Raw genomic sequence first — 16359 nt, forward strand, 5'->3', positions numbered from 1 at the left:
CGGCCACGTGGCCGAGTCTTCCGAACGTTTTGTAGTAGAAATCTGATCACTACTACAGCGAAAAAAGTGCGCCGGATTATGCCAGAAAAAGCCAGCTGCGGGTGCAGCCTCTGATCAGATCATTCCGACACGGTTTAGGGGCTGTGTGCCCCCGAATCTGCTTGAAACTCAGTGGCGCGTATCCGATGGCGCTTCGATGCTGCCATCGATAAACAGTTGCAGCACATCGGCGGCATCGAACAGATAGCGCTCGTTGCAGAACTGGCAATCGATTTCCACGCTGCCGCCGTGCTCCTGCACCAGCGCTTCGGCGTCGGCTTGGCCGAGGCTGATCAGCGCGCGACTGGAGCGCTCACGTGAGCAGCTGCAGCGAAACAGCAAGGCACGTGGGTCGAACAGGCGCAGCGCCTCCTGGTGATACAGGCGATGCAACAGGGTTTCGTTATCAAGGCCCAGCAGTTCTTCAGCCTTCAGCGTATCGGCCAGGGCCATGGCATGCTGCCAGCTGGCTTCACGCTCATCCGCTTCTTTCAGGCGGTCCGCCGGCAGCTGCTGCAACAGCAGGCCGCGAGCACGCTGGCCATCGGCGCTGAGCCAGAAACGCGTCGGCAACTGCTCGGACGTGGCGAAGTAATTGGTCAGGCAATCGGCCAGGGTATCCCCTTCCAGATCGACGATGCCTTGATAACGCTGCCCGGATTTCGGGTCAACGGTCATGGCCAGCACGCCATCGGGCATCAGCTCGCGCAGGTTGGCATCGGCAGTGATCTGTTCAGCGTGGTAGCGGGCGATACCGCGCAGCTCACCTTCGCTGGAGCACTCAACCATCAGCAGGGGCACGGCACCGGAGGAGCGCGCTTGGAGAATCAGCAGGCCTTCAAATTTCAGGGTGCCAATCAACAAAGAGGCGGCAGCAAGCAGTTCACCCAACAGCTGGGCGACCGGTTGCGGGTAGGTGTGTTTGGCCAGCACATGGCTGTAGCTGTCGGTCAGGCCGACCAGTTCGCCACGGATATCGCTGTCGTCGAACAAGAAGCGTTGGGAAAAATCAGACATGCCAACTTCACTGAATGTGACTCGGCCCGCGATTTTAGGCGCAAACGCCCATCCGACCAAGCGCCTCTTATCTATCAGCGCTGCGGGTGGAAGCTATCGATACAAAACCGGGTCACAGTTGTCGGCAAAAGACAGGGAGAAATTTTGCATTTCGGGCCCAACTCCCTAGGATGCCGGCCGCTTTAAAAGCCTACAGATGACAAGGATGTCTCTGCATGACCCCTGCTTTTCTTAACGATCAGTGGCGTATTCGCCCATTGGTTGCCAGCCATCTCGTCGCTCTGCTGCTTGCCAGTTGGTTGTGGGCACCCAGCCGCGCGCTGTGGGACCAATTCGACCTGCAGCTGTTTGCCCTGCTCAATGAGCCCGTGCACAGCGCCAGGTTGTGGGCACCAACCTGGGCGATCGGCAGCATGCGCCCGGTGGACATGGGTGTTGGCGTGCTGATGCTGGCCGTGATGCTCAAGGCCGATCTGGTGTTCAGCAGCGCCCAAGTGCGCAAGGCGCTGTATGCCTTTCTCGCGGCGCTGATCGTGATGCTGCTGTTTCGCGTCGGTTTCGCCGAGCTGGTCAAACTGATGGGTTGGCAGCGCCCGAGCGCATCCCTGGTAGTGGAAGGCGCCGCACGGCTGACCGAACTGTTCCCGGACTGGGAAGAACGCTGGGATATGAAGGACAGCGCCACCCGCAGCTTCCCTGGCGATCACGCATCAGTGCTGTTGATCTGGGCGATGTTTATGAGCTTCTTTGCACGCAACTGGCGTTTGCTGCTGGTCTGGAGCATGGCGGTGATCTTTATGCTGCCGCGTCTGGTGGCGGGTGCGCACTGTGGTTCGGATGCCCTGGTAGGCGGCCTGTTCCTCGCCTTGCTGGGCTTGGCCTGGTCCTGCTATACCCCGCTTGCGTACAAGACCAGCGAATGGCTGGAATATGTTACCCAACCGCTGCTCAAGAGCCTGGCAACGCTGCCAATGCTGGGCCGACTGAACGTTATCAGCGGCCGCTAGGCGAAGGCTGTGCCGTGCGCAGCTGAACAGTGCAGCGCTGCTGAGCACGGCGGTCGGCGACACGCGGCCTAGAACTCGTCATCAGCCCACGGATGGCGCAGGCCGCCATCCTGCCGGTCATTGAAGTCGTGAATCTGCCGCCGTTGCTTCTTACTGGGCCGACCCTCGGTCTGCATGCCCAGTGCCCCGGCCTTACGCTGTGCGGCGGCCTGTTCGCGGCGCTCAATGCTTTCGGCTGTCTCGGTGTACAACGCCTGCGCTTCAGGCGCACCGCGACGCACCACGGACAGTGCCTGCACCACTACACTGCGCTCCTCAAAGCCAGTGCGAATCACATAAACATCGCCCACCCTCGGCTCCTTGCCGGGTTTGCAGCGCTCACCGCGATGATGCACCTTGCCACCCTCAATCGCCGCCTTAGCCAAGGCGCGGGTCTTATAGAAACGCGCGGCCCACAGCCATTTATCCAGGCGTACCTTGTCGTCGTCTTTTTTCTCGCTCATCCGGCCCTCGCTGATCACACCGTGCAGGCGGACATTTTGCCTGATGCAGTTGTCACACGTGCCAACTAGAATGCCCGCACATAACCCGGAACTGCCCTTTGAAGACTTTTGACCAACTTGGCGTAATCGGTTTGCGCGAATGGATCAACCTGCCGGAACTGGGCATGGTCGGCCTGCGCGCCAAAATTGATACCGGGGCCAGTACCTCCAGCCTACATGCCAGCGATATTCAACCGTTCGACCGCGACGGCGAGCCTTGGGTGCGCTTTACCGCCCACCTCGGCACAGTGGTGCAGCGTCGGCATCGCTGCGAGGCACAACTGGTTTCAGTGAAAACCATCAAAAGCTCCAACGGCCACAGTCAGTCGCGCTATGTGATTCGCACTCCCCTGACGCTAGGCGAGCGCGAATGGCCGGTCGAATTCACCCTGACATGCCGCAAAACCATGCGCTACCGCGTGTTGCTTGGCTCCAAGGCGCTGATTGCCGGTCAGCTGCTGGTCAACCCGGCGCTGACTTACGTACAGAACAAACCCACCCTCGCTGACTCCCCTGGTGCCCCATGAAGATCGCCGTGCTGTCGCGCAACCCGCGCCTGTATTCCACCCGCCGCCTGGTCGAAGCCGGGCAACAGCGGGGCCACGAGATGGTGGTGATCGACACCCTGCGTGCCTATATGAACATTGCCAGCCACAAGCCGCAGATCCATTACCGCGGCAAGCCGCTGGAAGGCTTCGATGCAGTGATTCCCCGCATCGGCGCCTCAGTGACCTTCTATGGCTGCGCCGTGCTGCGTCAGTTCGAGATGATGGGCGTGTTTCCGCTCAACGAGTCGGTGGCCATCGCCCGCTCGCGGGACAAGCTGCGCTCGCTGCAACTGCTGTCGCGCCGGGGTGTCGGCCTGCCGGTCACCGGTTTCGCCCACTCGCCGGATGACATTGCCGACCTGATCCAGATGGTCAACGGCGCACCGCTGGTGATCAAGGTGCTGGAAGGCACCCAGGGCATCGGCGTGGTGCTGTGCGAAACCGCCACCGCTGCCGAGTCGGTGATCGAGGCCTTTATGGGCCTCAAGCAGGACATCATGGTGCAGGAATACATCAAGGAGGCCGGCGGCGCGGACATCCGCTGCTTCGTGGTGGGCGACAAGGTGATTGCAGCGATGAAGCGTCAGGCCAAGCCCGGCGAATTCCGCTCCAACCTGCACCGTGGCGGCAGCGCCAGCCTGATCAAGATCACCCCGGTAGAACGCATGACGGCCATCCGCGCGGCCAAGGTGATGGGGCTGAGCGTAGCCGGCGTGGATATCCTGCGCTCCAATCACGGCCCGCTGGTGATGGAGGTGAACTCATCGCCCGGCTTGGAAGGCATCGAAACCACCACCGGCAAGGATGTCGCCAGCCTGGTAATCCAGCACCTGGAGAAGAACAGCGGCCCAAACCTGACGCGCACCAAAGGCAAGGGTTGAGCCGGATATAGGCGAACGCACGGCCAAACATGGCCGGGCCTGTATGGCAGGACGCGGCAGAGGTGCCGACACACAGACTCAAGCCTATACGTCGTGCCGCTCCATCCAGGCCTGGAAATCCGCTTCTTTCAGCGGGTGACTGAAGTGATAGCCCTGCCCCAACGAGCAGCCATGCTGACGCAGGCAATCAAGTTGCCACTGGCTTTCAATGCCTTCGGCCACGCACTCCAACCCCAGGTTGCGGGCGATCACCAAGATGGTCTGCACCAATACCAGGCCGCTGCCGTCTTCAGCGTCCATATCCCAGGTAAAGCTGCGGTCAATCTTCAAACGATCCAGCGGCAGGCGCTTGAGGTAAGTCAGCGAGGAGTAGCCAGTGCCGAAATCATCAATGGCAAACCGCACGCCCAGCGTCTTGAGCGCCTGCATATTGCTGATGCACTGCTCGACTTCTTCCAGCAACACGCCTTCGGTGATTTCCAGCTCAAGCGCCGTGGCCGGCACCTGATGGCGTGCTAAGCACTCACTGATGCGCGCGACACAGTGACGCTGGCGCAGTTCACGCGGGCTCAGGTTGACTGCCAATACCAGCTGCGGCCACTGCGGTAACCAGCGTGCCAGCGCTGCACAGGCCTGTTCCAGCACCCAGGCACCGAGTTCCTCGATCAACCCCGTTTCTTCGGCCAACGGGATAAAGTCGCCGGGCATGACTTCGCCGCGCTCCGGGTGCACCCAACGCAACAGCACTTCTGCGCCGGCAATACGCTCGGTGGCCAACGCCAGTTGCGGCTGAAACACCAGGTACAGCTGGTTGCGCTGCACCGCCTGGCGCAGTTCGCTTTGCATCTGCAAGCGCTGGTCGATAGCCGCCTGCATCTCCGGGGCAAAGAAATGCAACGCGTTGCGCCCGCCCTGCTTGGCCCGGTACATGGCGGTATCCGCCTGTTTCAGCACGTCGGAGGCCACCTGACTGCCGAAAGGATGCAGGGCGATACCGATACTGGCGCTGATCGACAGCTCGTGACCATCAATCCAGCAGGTGCCCACCAGGCTTTTCAGCAGCTTCTCCGCTGTAATGGCTGCCGCTTCAGCCGCCAGTTGCGGGTTGCTGTCGAGCCCTTCGAGCAGCACCACAAATTCGTCCCCGCCCATCCGCGCCAGGGTGTCTTCGGCACGTAAACCACTGGCCAGTCGCGCCGTCACCTCACGCAAGAGGCCATCGCCGACCAAATGACCGAGACTGTCGTTGACCGTCTTGAAGTGATCCAGATCGATGAACAACAGGGCGCCCAGGGTATTTTCGCGCTGTTCACGGTCCATCGCATGCTGCAGGCGGTCGAGCAGCAGACGCCGATTGGGTAGACCGGTGAGTTCATCGCTGAACGCCAGTCGCTCAATTTCACGCTGATAACGCTGACGTTCGGAAATATCGGTGACGCTGCCGCGAATCAGCACCGGCTCACCGGGCATGCGCACCAGGCGCACCTCGCATGGAATCTGTCGCCCTTTACTGTCGCGGTGCAACCAGTCAAATACTGGCGCTTCACCCTTCATTGCCCGCTTCAAGTAAACCTTACCCAGCTCAGCCGTAAGCTGACCATCGGCCTGCTTGTTAGGGCTCAGGTCAAATACGCGCTTGCTGGCGATTTCCTCGCGGCTGTAACCCAGCAAACGCAGGGCATTGTCGTTGCACTCGACCAGCGTTCCGTTGAGATCGAACAGCAGGATCGCCTCAGGCGCATTCTCGACGATGGTGCGGTAGCGCGCCTCGGCCTGCAGGCGCTCGCTGATGTCTTCGACCAGCAACAGAAACATGCGCACCCGACCGGTGCTGTGGCGCACCGCACGCAGGCTGACACGGGTGTGCACCAGGCTGCCGTCGGCCCGACGAAAGCGCTTTTCCAACTCGAACCCTTCACGATGCCCGCTGAGTACCTGGTCGAGCAGCGGCTGTTCGTTACGCAGGTCATCGTCCTGCGACAGCTCTTCCCAGCTGGCCGCCAGCAGCTGTTCGCGCGAGCGTCCAAGGATGCTGCAGAGCTTATGGTTGACCTCTTCCCAGGCAAAGCTCGGACTGGTCAGGGCCATACCGATCAGCGGCGCTTCGAAGAACAGGCGCAGCCGCTCATCACGCTCGCGCAGTTGCTGCTCGGCGTATTTACGCGCACTGACATCCTGCAACGCGCCATACACCCTGACCAGTTCGGCGCCATCACGCTCGGTAATACCGCGGATACGCAGCCAGCGCGTCTTGCCCTTGGCAGTCAGCAGGCGCACCTCAATGTCGAATTGCTCCAGCCCATCAATCAGCTGCTGCAGCACTTGCTCGGCCAATACTCGGCCGCTGGCATCCAGGTAGCTCAGGGCACCACTGAGGTCCGGCGTGCCGTTTTTCGGGTCCAGCTCGTAAATACGAAAGCAGCCGGCGCTCCAGTCCATATTCTGCTCGGGCATGTTCAACACCCAGCCACCCAGGTTGGCAATGTGCTCGGTCTGGCTGAACAGGTAGCTTTGCTTGAGCAGCTCGTCGCTCTGCGAACGCACTTGGGTAGCCAGCTGCTCGCGGGCAGTGACATCACTTTGCAGGGCGACGAAATGGCTAATGCCCTGGTCGTCACGCATCGGCGCAAGGGTAAATTCATTCCAGAACTGCTGACCATCCTTGCGGTAGTTACGCAGCACCACATCGCAGCCCATGCCCTCGCGCACCGCTTGCTGCAAGCGGCTCAAGCCCTGTTGCTGTTGATCATCACGCAGCAGGAAGTTCCAGTTGTTGCCCAGGGCTTCCTCGCGGCTGTAACCGGTAATCTGCTCGAACGCCGGGTTGCAATAGATCAGCGGCAACGCCGGCTGACGGGCATCAGCAATGATCACCCCCAGTGGGCTGGCCTCCAGCGCCAGGTTGGCCAGAGCCAGTTGCTGCTGTATCTGCGCACTGCGCGCCAAGGCCTGGCGCAGGTCACTCAGGCTGCGCCCCACCAGCAGCGTGGCGAGCATAAATAGCAGTACGCTGAAATGCAGTTCCAGACGCTGCGGGTCGAGCCAGGCTGAACTGTTCACCAGGCCGCGCAACAGCGGCAGAATCAACACCATCAACACACTGAGCGCAGCGCCACAGAGGCCGCCGGCAAAGCCCCAGACCAAGGCCAGGCCCAGCATCATCACGCCGATCAACGGCAAATTAAGGGTTAGCGGCAAGACACCGAGCAGCCACGGCATTCCGATTAACAGCACCAGCAGCAGCGGCCATGGCGGTAACTGGCGTAGCACCTCGGGCACGTGCTCGCAGCCGCTGCGCACGGGGCCCGCCAGCCAACCGCGGCGGCGTAACCAGGGCGTCAGGTAGACCAATAAGGGGATGGCGAGGGCCAAGGCCGTGAGGCTGTCAGCCAGCCATAGCGTCATGCTGCCCGAAAGCAACGCCTCAAGCGGCAGGTGACCGAACAACCAGAGATTGCCCTGCACCCCCAGCACCATGGGAACAATTGGCAACAGCACGCCGAGCAGCATAAAGCGCAGCAAATGGCTGAGATCGGGCAAGGCCGGGTCAAACGGCCGCAATCGCAGCAACAGCCAGGCCAGCGCTACACCCAGGGTTTCCGGCAGGGCATAGAGCGCAGCCCACTGCCACTCCAGCCCCCACAGTGGGATCGACACCGCTGCATTGAGGTACACCGCCAGCAGTACGCGCGGCCCCCACCACAGCGCAAACACCAGCGCCAAGGCAAACGGCGGATACCACAGCGCCGACCCGTCGGTGAACTGAGTCGCCAGGGACAGCCAGGTGGCCAGATGGAGCAGTGGCAACGGCAGCAGCCAAGTCCATAGAGAGAGGCGGTGGGGAACTGCAGGCATGCTGACCTCATGTCATCGCGCTGATAAAGCATAGTTCAGCGCAGTGATGACAGTATGCCAGTGCGGTCTAGACGGCGTCGCGCGGTAACAACAGACCTAACGGTAGGCACACCCGCGCCTCAAGGCCACCGCCAGAGCGGTTGCGCAACTCGACGCTGCCGCCGTGCAAGGCAGCAATCCGCTTAACGATGGCCAAACCCAGGCCGGCACCTTGCCCGCCCCGGGCGCGGTCACCACGAATAAAGGGATTGAAAATACTGCCCAGCTCCGCCGGATCAATCCCTGTCCCACGGTCCAGCACGCTCAACACCACATACGGCGCGCTGTGGTCACCCGACAGGGAAACCGCCACCTCCACCGCATTGCCGCCATAGCGCAGGGCGTTTTCGATCAGGTTGACCAGCAACCGTTTGAGCGACACTCGGCGCAATGGAAATGCTGGCACGGACTCCAGGCACAGCCGAACCATTTCCTGCTTCTGGTTATACGGCGCAACCACTTCACGGATCAGCTCAAGCAAATCCAGCTGCTCCAGCGGCTCGTCACGCCCGTCGCGGATAAAGGCCAGGAACTGGTCGAGAATCGCATCCATGTCTTCGATATCGCGCACCATGTCTTCGGTCAGTTCCGAGTCGGTGTGCAGAAACTCCATGGACAAGCGCAGACGGGTCAGCGGCGTGCGCAGGTCATGCGACACCCCGGCGAGCATCAGCTCCCGCTCGCGGGCTGCCTGTTCAACGTCTTCGGCCATCTGGTTGAAGGCGCGGTACACCTCGGTCATCTCGCTCGGCGTATCGCTGACCGGCAGCCTGACGCTGCGGCCTTTACCGATCTGCCGGGCAGCGAATACCAGGCGCTTGAGCGGTGCACTGAGCTGACGCACAAAAATCCACGCGGCGGCGGTGGACAGTAGGCCAATGGCCAAGAACCAGCCCAGCACACTCCAGATCCGCTGACCGCGCAGCGGGTGCGGATACAGCGGCACCCGTAACCAATCGTCACCCAGCGCTGGTGCATGCACCCAAAGTGCCGGCGGGCTCTTGGCGCGCACCCGTACCTCGGTGTCAGGGCCCAGCTCAGTGCGCATCTGACGCTCGAAAATCTCACTGTAGGGCCAGTGCTGTTCGGTGGCGGGCACCTGCTCGTAAGGCACCCGCTTCAGCCCGGCAGCCTCGGCGATGGTGGCGCGGTCTTCCGGGTCCGCCGCCCAATAGGCGCGCAGGGTCAATGCGGCGCCGTGGCTGTACTGACGGTCGACCAGCACATCCTCGTTCATCATCAGATAAACCAGGGTCAGCGCCTTGGAAAACAGCACCACGATCAGCACCAGCCACAGCGTGCGGGCGAAAAAGCTTTGCGGGAACCAGAGAGGGGTTTTCATGCATCAGACCGTAAGCGAACAGTGAAACCGCGCCGCTGTATAAGCGGCCATACATTCTGGCCAGCCAGAGACAAGGCAAAACCTGCCGTGGAGCAAAAGAGTAAAAGTGCCCAACGATAAGGATGAGCCCAAGGTGCAAAGGGGTTCGCCAACAGCGTTAAAAACCCCGTGAAGACCAGCCAAACCAGCACCGCCACCCTGATTCGTCTGGCGGGCCAACGCACTGCAGCGGCATTTTGCAGCACCGACAGGGCAACAAAAACATACAGCGCGAGGTGCAGCGCAATGCCCCAGCTGATCCCGCCACGCAGGCTCAGCCCGCGTGACGCTGCCATTGATACAGCGGTTTCATGCAGATACACGAATAGCAGAACAGCCGACGCGCTTAACAGCAGTACCTGCAAGCACGCCGTGAGCACCACCCGCCATGTCACTTATTACCATCCGGCACAAACACGTAGCCAACACCCCAGACGGTCTGGATATAGCGCGGCTTCGACGGATCCGGCTCAATTAGCCGGCGCAGACGGGATATCTGCACGTCGATGGAACGCTCCAGGGCGTCCCACTCGCGGCCACGGGCTAGATTCATCAGTTTGTCGCGGGTCAACGGCTCACGGGCGTGCTGCACCAGCGCCTTGAGTACGGCGAACTCGCCAGTGGTGAGCATGTGCACTTCCTCACCTTTCTTCAGCTCGCGAGTGGCCAGAGACAGTTCGTACTCGCCGAAACTCACGCTTTCGTCTTCGCTGCCCGGCGCGCCTGGCACTACCGGCGCCTGACGGCGCAGCACAGCCTTGATGCGCGCCAGCAGTTCACGCGGGTTGAAAGGCTTAGCCAGGTAATCGTCAGCGCCCAGTTCCAGGCCTTGAATACGGCTGGCTTCATCGCCCTTGGCGGTGAGCATGATGATCGGCACTTGGTTGTTCGACTCACGCAGGCGACGGCAGGCAGACAGCCCGTCCTCACCCGGCAGCATCAGGTCGAGCACCACCAGGTTGAACAGCTCGCGGGCCAGCAGGCGGTCCATCTGCTCGACGTTTTCCACCGCGCGCACACGGTAGCCCTGCTCGTCGAAGAAGCGCTCAAGCAGGCGACGCAGGCGAGCGTCGTCGTCGACGATCAGGATTTTTTCGCCTTCAACAGGAAGTGCAGTGCTGCTCATTCAGGGCTCCTTGACCAGACCTCCGCCGGGCGCGGACGCGCTGGCAGTATGCAATGGCCGGCATTATGGCTCAGGTGCCACAGCCGACGTGCAGCCCATTGTTAGCAGATTTTTCCCGGACGGGTTCCCGGCGCGTTGCCGGGCAATGTTTATAATGCGCGGCTTTCGTGTCTGGCCCGTGGTCTGCGTGGCTGGTTTTTCGTTTCCGTGTGGGTAGCTTTTTCTATGCTCAGCATCAACAACCGCATCGCCGAAGAACTGGGCGTACGCCCGCAACAGGTCGCCGCCGCCGTGGCGCTGCTCGACGAAGGCTCTACCGTGCCGTTTATCGCGCGCTACCGCAAAGAGGTTACCGGCAGCCTCGATGACACCCAGCTGCGCACCCTGGAAGAGCGCTTACGCTACCTGCGCGAACTCGACGAGCGCCGCGCCAGCATCCTCGCCAGCATCGAGGAACAGGGCAAACTGACCCCTGAGCTAACCCGCGACATTAACTTGGCTGACACCAAGACTCGCCTGGAAGACCTCTACCTGCCGTTCAAACAGAAGCGCCGTACCAAGGGCCAAATCGCCCTGGAAGCCGGCCTCGGTGAGCTGGCCGACGCCCTGTTTAACAACCCCGAGCTGAATCCCGAAAGCGAAGCTGAGCGCTTTATCGACGCTGAAAAAGGCTTTGCCGACATCAAGGCCGTGCTCGAAGGCGCCAAGTACATCCTGATGGAGCGCTTCGCCGAGGATGCCAACCTGCTGGCCAGCCTGCGCAGCTACCTCAAAGACAACGCCATCCTCAGCGCCCGCGTAGTCGCCGGCAAAGAGAACGAAGGCGCCAAGTTCCGCGATTACTTCGAGCACGACGAAAAGCTCAAGGGCGCACCGTCGCACCGCGCCCTGGCGATCTTCCGTGGGCGTAACGAGGGCATTCTCAGCGCCAGCCTGAAAGTCGGCGACGAGCTGCCGGGTAGCATGCACCCGTGCGAAGGCATGATCGGCGAGCGTTTCGGCATCAGCGCCCGTGGCCGCGCCGCCGACAAGTGGCTGGGCGAAGTGGTGCGCTGGACCTGGAAGGTCAAGCTCTACACCCACCTGGAAACCGACCTGTTCGGCGAGTTGCGCGAAGCCGCCGAAGACGAAGCGATCAACGTGTTCGCCCGTAACCTGCACGACCTGTTGCTGGCCGCACCGGCCGGCCCGCGCGCCACCCTGGCGCTGGACCCGGGCCTGCGTACCGGCTGCAAGGTGGCGGTAGTGGATGCCACCGGCAAGGTGCTGGAAACCTCCACGGTTTACCCCCACGCACCACGCAACGACTGGGACGGCACCCTGGCGATCCTCGCCAAGCTATGCGCCAAGCACGCAGTCGACCTGATCTCCATCGGTAACGGCACCGCCAGCCGCGAGACTGACAAGCTGGCCGCTGACCTGATCAAGAAGCTGCCCGGCCTGAATCTGACCAAAGTCATGGTCTCCGAGGCTGGCGCCTCGGTGTATTCCGCCTCGGAGCTGGCCGCCAAAGAATTCCCGGACATGGACGTGTCGCTGCGCGGCGCCGTGTCCATCGCCCGCCGCCTGCAGGACCCGCTGGCCGAACTGGTGAAGATCGACCCGAAATCCATCGGTGTCGGCCAATACCAGCACGACGTGTCGCAGCTGAAACTGGCGCGCTCGCTGGATGCGGTGGTCGAGGACTGCGTAAACGCCGTCGGCGTGGACGTGAACACCGCCTCCGCCGCCCTGCTGGCGCGCATCTCCGGGCTGAACACCACCCTGGCGCAGAATATCGTCGCCTTCCGCGACGCCAACGGCGCATTCAACAGCCGCGCCGACCTGCTCAAGGTGCCGCGCCTGGGTGACAAGACCTTTGAGCAGGCCGCTGGCTTCCTGCGTGTAATGAACGGCAGCAACCCGCTGGACGCCTCAGCCGTGCACCCGGAAACCTACCCGCTGGTGCAGCGCATCGCCGCCGATACCGGCCGTGATATCCGCTCGCTGATCGGCGATTCGGGCTTCCTCAAGCGCCTCGACCCGAAGCAGTTCACCGACGATAAATTCGGCCTGGTGACCATCGGCGACATCTTGAGCGAGCTGGAAAAACCCGGCCGCGACCCGCGCCCGGAGTTCAAGACCGCCGAGTTCCAGGAAGGCGTAGAAACCCTTAACGACCTCAAACTGGGCATGATGCTCGAGGGCGTGGTGACCAACGTGACCAATTTCGGCGCCTTCGTCGATATCGGCGTGCACCAGGACGGTCTGGTGCATATCTCGGCGCTGTCGGAGAAATTCATCAAGGACCCGCACGAGGCGGTCAAGGCCGGCGACGTGGTCAAGGTCAAGGTTATGGAAGTCGACATCCCGCGTAACCGTATCGCCCTGTCGATGCGCATGGGCGACACGCCGGGCGAGAAAATCGAAGGCCCGCGGGGCGGCGCTCGGGGCGGCAAGCCGGCCGGCAATCCGCCGCGCAGCGAACGCCACTCCAGCCAGGACAAGCCGGCTCCGGCCAGCGGCGGCATGGCGGCGCTGTTTGCCAATGCCAAACAACTGAAGAAATAAGCCAACGCCCACGGACATAGGCGCTATGTCCGTGGGCCGCCCTTGCAGCGTCGCCCAGATGCAAAAGCACAGCGCCCAGCTATAACCTTCTTCATCCGCGCCGGGTTATAAAGCGCTATCGACCGCTGAACGCGGTTTTCTCGCCCCCTTGTAGAGCGTGCGTGTCGTCCCCATATTGGAGCGACCGATGCGTGAAGGAATGCAATCTTGAGCGACCTGTTACCCCGCCGCCTGGCCCAGCTTGGCGAGCGCGCCAACCTCTCCCTGCTTTCCCAATGCCTGCACGGTATCGAGCGCGAATGCCTGCGCGTCGACGGCGATGGCCAGTTGGCCCTGACGCCGCACCCGGCTGCCCTCGGCTCGGCGCTGACCCATACGCAGATCACCACTGACTACTCCGAGTCGCTGCTGGAATTCATCACACCGGCCGAGCCTGATCCGGCGGCGACCTTGGCCGATCTGGAGCAGATCCACCGCTTCGCCTACAGCAAGCTGGATGGCGAATACCTGTGGAGCCCGTCGATGCCCTGCGCCCTGCCGGACGAGGAAACAATTCCGATCGCCCGTTATGGCAGCTCGCATATCGGCGAACTCAAGTACGTGTATCGCAAGGGTCTGGCCCTGCGTTACGGCAAGACCATGCAGTGCATCGCTGGTATTCACTACAACTTCTCCCTGCCGGAAGCGCTGTGGCAGCTGCAGCAGCAGGCCGAAGGTGATACGCGCAGCGCGCGGGACTATCAGTCGGCGCGTTATATCGCGCTGATCCGCAATTTCCGCCGCTACAGTTGGCTGCTGATGTACCTGTTCGGTGCCTCACCAGCGCTGCACAAAGGTTTTATGCGCGGCCGCCCGCATCAGTTGCAGGAACTGGACGCAGAAACCCTCTACCTGCCCTACGCCACCAGCCTGCGCATGAGCGATCTGGGCTATCAGAGCACCGCACAATCTGGCCTGACACCCTGCTACAACGACCTGGCCAGCTACACCGACAGCCTGCGCCAGGCCGTCGGCACGCCCTACCCGCCCTATGTGGAAATCGGCGCGAAGAAGGATGGCGAGTGGCTGCAACTGAACACCAATATTCTGCAGATCGAAAACGAGTACTACTCGAATATCCGCCCCAAACGCGTGACCTACAGCGGCGAGCGGCCGATCCAGGCGCTGATGGCCCGTGGCGTGCAGTACGTTGAAGTGCGCTGCCTGGACATCAACCCGTTCCTGCCGCTGGGCATTGATCTGACCGAATCGCGCTTCCTCGACGCCTTCCTGCTGTTCTGCGCATTGGCCGACAGTCCGCTGCTGGAAAGCGGCGAATGCCATGCCTGCACCGACAACTTCCTCGCCGTGGTCAAGGAAGGTCGCCGGCCAGGTCTAGAGCTGCAGCGCAATGGCCAGCCAGTGGTGCTGCAGGCATGGGCCGATGAGTTGCTGGAGCAGATCCGTCCGCTGGCCGAGCTGCTCGACCAGAACCACGGCGACAACGCCCATAGCCTGGCCTTGCAGGCGCAACAGGCCAAGGTTGTCGACCCCAGCCTGACGCCTTCCGCTCAAGTGCTGGCGCAACTGCAACAGGGCCTGAGCTTTACCGAGTTCGCCCTGCGCCAGAGCAAGCGGCACGCCGAGTACTTCCGCAGCCAGCCGTTGAGCGCCGAACAGCAAGCGGCCTTCGAAGCCAGCGCCGCCCAGTCGCTACACGACCAAGCCGAACTGGAAACTCACGAAGAAGGCGACTTTGACAGCTTTGCCGCGGCGTATCAGGCCAGCATCCTGGCTCTGGCTGTTTAACCTGCGGAGAATGCCGGCTCGCGCGCAGCCGGCATTTCGCCAACTGCATCACATAAACTGCCAGCGGTGGCAAAAGCGAGATCAGCGGCGCAGCCCTGCCCAGGCGATGCGGCTAGCATTGCACGGGTAAATCCACTGCGAGCTGCCGCCATGGCCTGCGCCGACCTCAACACGGAAGATGACCAGCACTGGAGCCTGGAAAGCCTTAATAAGGCTTACCAACAGGGCTACATGGCAGGGCTGACCGGGCAAACCAACACCCCACGCGCGCTCGCCGCCGATGTGCTGATCGCCGCCTGGGAAGCAGGCTGGGACGACGGCAACGAGCAATTCGAGCTGCACAAACGCTACAGCGCCTGATCCCTCGCTCTACCCAACCCTCATCTGCACACACCGTTCACGCCCGCAGCACGTCAATCTGCGCGGCTGTGCATCGCCTTGCCTTTGATCGGCGATTGCTTTGCGATAGCGCATTAATTCGATTTTTATTCGATATAAATCGATAAAAACTCATATAGTGCCTTATATTTTGCTTTTAAAGCCGATTTTTATCGGATATAAATAGACCATCCACTGCCGTGACTCGCCCGCGAGGCATGGCACAGTCGCCGGCCTCTGCTAGTGTCAGATGACCGCCCCAACTGCTCTTGAGGTGCCAAATCATGCCCCGTATCGTTACTGTCGCCGCCACCCAGATGGCCTGCTCCTGGGATACCGCTGCGAATCTCGCCAACGCCGAGCGCCTGGTGCGTCAGGCCGCCGGCAAGGGCGCACAGATCATCCTGCTGCAAGAGCTGTTCGAGGCGCCGTACTTCTGCCAGAAGCCCAACCCGGACTACATGCAGCTGGCCACCCCGGCCGAGAGCAACCCGGCGATCCTGCACTTCCAGAAAATCGCCAAAGAGCTGCAAGTGGTCCTGCCGATCAGCTTCTATGAACTGGCCGGCCGCGCGCGCTTCAACAGCATCGCGATCATCGACGCCGACGGCAGCAACCTCGGGATTTATCGGAAAAGCCATATCCCGGACGGCCCGGGCTATCACGAGAAGTACTACTTCAACCCCGGCGACACCGGTTTCAAAGTGTGGAACACACGCTATGCCAAGATCGGCGTGGGCATCTGCTGGGATCAGTGGTTCCCCGAGTGCGCGCGCAGCATGGCGCTACTCGGTGCCGAGATTCTGTTCTACCCAACCGCCATAGGCAGCGAGCCGCATGACCCGAGCATCAGCTCGCGCGACCATTGGCAGCGCGTACAGCAGGGCCACGCCGGTGCTAACCTGATGCCGCTGATCGCCAGCAACCGCATCGGTCGTGAAGACCAGGGCGACTACCACATCAACTTCTATGGCTCGTCGTTTATTGCCGACCAGTTCGGCGCCAAGGTGCAGGAAGCCAACGAAACCAGCGAGGCGGTGCTGATGCACAGCTTCGATCTGGATCAGCTGGAGCATATCCGCAGCGCCTGGGGCAGCTTCCGTGACCGCCGCCCGAACCTCTACGGCCCGCTAAAAACCCTCGACGGCCATCTGGCCTCCGAGTAACAACGCCCCTGTAAGAACGTCCCTATAAGATGGGAGGCGACG

General features: G+C 61.8%; 13 protein-coding genes. 7 read left to right on the plus strand and 6 right to left on the minus strand.

Features of this window, described 5'->3' with window-relative positions; all coding sequences use genetic code 11:
• Positions 1-168: 168 nt before the first annotated feature.
• Entirely contained in the window at positions 169-1056 is an 888-nt protein-coding gene (hslO, locus tag BLO50_RS07265; protein ID WP_090250400.1) for an Hsp33 family molecular chaperone HslO, read from the minus strand.
• Positions 1057-1271: 215 nt separating this feature from the next.
• Between hslO and BLO50_RS07270 the strand changes: the two genes are divergently transcribed.
• On the plus strand, positions 1272-2063 hold the full coding sequence (locus BLO50_RS07270) for a phosphatase PAP2 family protein (RefSeq protein ID WP_090250403.1): 792 nt from the start codon (positions 1272-1274) through the stop codon (positions 2061-2063).
• A gap of 68 nt (positions 2064-2131) precedes the next feature.
• Here BLO50_RS07270 and BLO50_RS07275 read toward each other — a convergent pair whose 3' ends face one another.
• Positions 2132-2566: an RNA-binding S4 domain-containing protein gene (locus BLO50_RS07275; protein ID WP_090250405.1), complete on the minus strand. Its 435-nt coding sequence runs from the start codon at positions 2564-2566 to the stop codon at positions 2132-2134.
• Positions 2567-2664: 98 nt separating this feature from the next.
• On the opposite strand from BLO50_RS07275, the gene rimB reads away from it, so the two are divergent.
• Both rimB and rimK read left to right on the plus strand, forming a co-directional pair.
• Positions 2665-3132, plus strand: coding sequence for a retropepsin-like aspartic endopeptidase RimB (gene rimB / locus BLO50_RS07280; protein WP_090250408.1), 468 nt, complete (start codon positions 2665-2667; stop codon positions 3130-3132).
• Positions 3129-4034: a 30S ribosomal protein S6--L-glutamate ligase gene (gene rimK / locus BLO50_RS07285; RefSeq protein WP_090250411.1), complete on the plus strand. Its 906-nt coding sequence runs from the start codon at positions 3129-3131 to the stop codon at positions 4032-4034. The genes rimB and rimK overlap by 4 nt, the downstream gene beginning before the upstream one ends.
• 84 nt (positions 4035-4118) lie before the next feature.
• Here the strand turns inward: rimK and BLO50_RS07290 are convergent, their stop codons facing one another.
• The 4 genes from BLO50_RS07290 to ompR form a co-directional block, all read right to left on the minus strand.
• Positions 4119-7889 carry a bifunctional diguanylate cyclase/phosphodiesterase gene (locus tag BLO50_RS07290; protein WP_090250413.1) on the minus strand — a complete coding sequence of 1257 codons (3771 nt, stop codon included), beginning with the start codon at positions 7887-7889 and terminating at the stop codon, positions 4119-4121.
• Positions 7890-7956: 67 nt separating this feature from the next.
• Positions 7957-9270, minus strand: a complete 1314-nt coding sequence (locus BLO50_RS07295) for an ATP-binding protein (protein WP_090250417.1) — start codon at positions 9268-9270, stop codon at positions 7957-7959.
• A complete protein-coding gene (locus BLO50_RS07300; RefSeq protein ID WP_143003807.1) occupies positions 9267-9674 on the minus strand; it encodes a hypothetical protein in 408 nt (135 codons plus the stop codon). Before BLO50_RS07300 ends, BLO50_RS07295 begins: the two co-directional genes overlap by 4 nt.
• 26 nt (positions 9675-9700) lie before the next feature.
• Positions 9701-10435, minus strand: coding sequence for an osmolarity response regulator transcription factor OmpR (gene ompR / locus BLO50_RS07305; RefSeq protein WP_090250422.1), 735 nt, complete (start codon positions 10433-10435; stop codon positions 9701-9703).
• A gap of 225 nt (positions 10436-10660) precedes the next feature.
• Here ompR and BLO50_RS07310 point away from each other — a divergent pair, with 225 nt between their 5' ends.
• From BLO50_RS07310 to aguB, 4 genes are all read left to right on the plus strand, one after another.
• On the plus strand, positions 10661-12985 hold the full coding sequence (locus BLO50_RS07310; RefSeq protein ID WP_090250425.1) for a Tex family protein: 2325 nt from the start codon (positions 10661-10663) through the stop codon (positions 12983-12985).
• 207 nt (positions 12986-13192) lie between these two features.
• A complete protein-coding gene (gshA, locus tag BLO50_RS07315; protein WP_090250427.1) occupies positions 13193-14773 on the plus strand; it encodes a glutamate--cysteine ligase in 1581 nt (526 codons plus the stop codon).
• Positions 14774-14923: 150 nt separating this feature from the next.
• A complete protein-coding gene (gene rmf, locus BLO50_RS07320) occupies positions 14924-15133 on the plus strand; it encodes a ribosome modulation factor (RefSeq protein WP_090250432.1) in 210 nt (69 codons plus the stop codon).
• A gap of 302 nt (positions 15134-15435) precedes the next feature.
• Positions 15436-16317 (plus strand): N-carbamoylputrescine amidase, encoded by an 882-nt coding sequence (gene aguB, locus BLO50_RS07325; protein WP_090250434.1) that lies wholly within the window; start codon positions 15436-15438, stop codon positions 16315-16317.
• Positions 16318-16359 lie beyond the last annotated feature (42 nt).

The organism is Pseudomonas peli, from assembly GCF_900099645.1.
Lineage (GTDB): Bacteria > Pseudomonadota > Gammaproteobacteria > Pseudomonadales > Pseudomonadaceae > Aquipseudomonas > Aquipseudomonas peli.

Excerpts from the sequence above, each read along its gene's own strand:
- BLO50_RS07290 (WP_090250413.1), bottom strand. The coding sequence starts at position 7,889 with ATGCCTGCAGTTCCCCACCGCCTCTCTCTATGGACTTGGCTGCTGCCG.
- hslO (WP_090250400.1), bottom strand. The coding sequence starts at position 1,056 with ATGTCTGATTTTTCCCAACGCTTCTTGTTCGACGACAGCGATATCCGT.
- BLO50_RS07270 (WP_090250403.1), top strand. The coding sequence starts at position 1,272 with ATGACCCCTGCTTTTCTTAACGATCAGTGGCGTATTCGCCCATTGGTT.
- rmf (WP_090250432.1), top strand. The coding sequence starts at position 14,924 with ATGGCCTGCGCCGACCTCAACACGGAAGATGACCAGCACTGGAGCCTG.
- BLO50_RS07310 (WP_090250425.1), top strand. The coding sequence starts at position 10,661 with ATGCTCAGCATCAACAACCGCATCGCCGAAGAACTGGGCGTACGCCCG.
- BLO50_RS07275 (WP_090250405.1), bottom strand. The coding sequence starts at position 2,566 with ATGAGCGAGAAAAAAGACGACGACAAGGTACGCCTGGATAAATGGCTG.
- aguB (WP_090250434.1), top strand. The coding sequence starts at position 15,436 with ATGCCCCGTATCGTTACTGTCGCCGCCACCCAGATGGCCTGCTCCTGG.
- rimK (WP_090250411.1), top strand. The coding sequence starts at position 3,129 with ATGAAGATCGCCGTGCTGTCGCGCAACCCGCGCCTGTATTCCACCCGC.
- BLO50_RS07295 (WP_090250417.1), bottom strand. The coding sequence starts at position 9,270 with ATGAAAACCCCTCTCTGGTTCCCGCAAAGCTTTTTCGCCCGCACGCTG.
- ompR (WP_090250422.1), bottom strand. The coding sequence starts at position 10,435 with ATGAGCAGCACTGCACTTCCTGTTGAAGGCGAAAAAATCCTGATCGTC.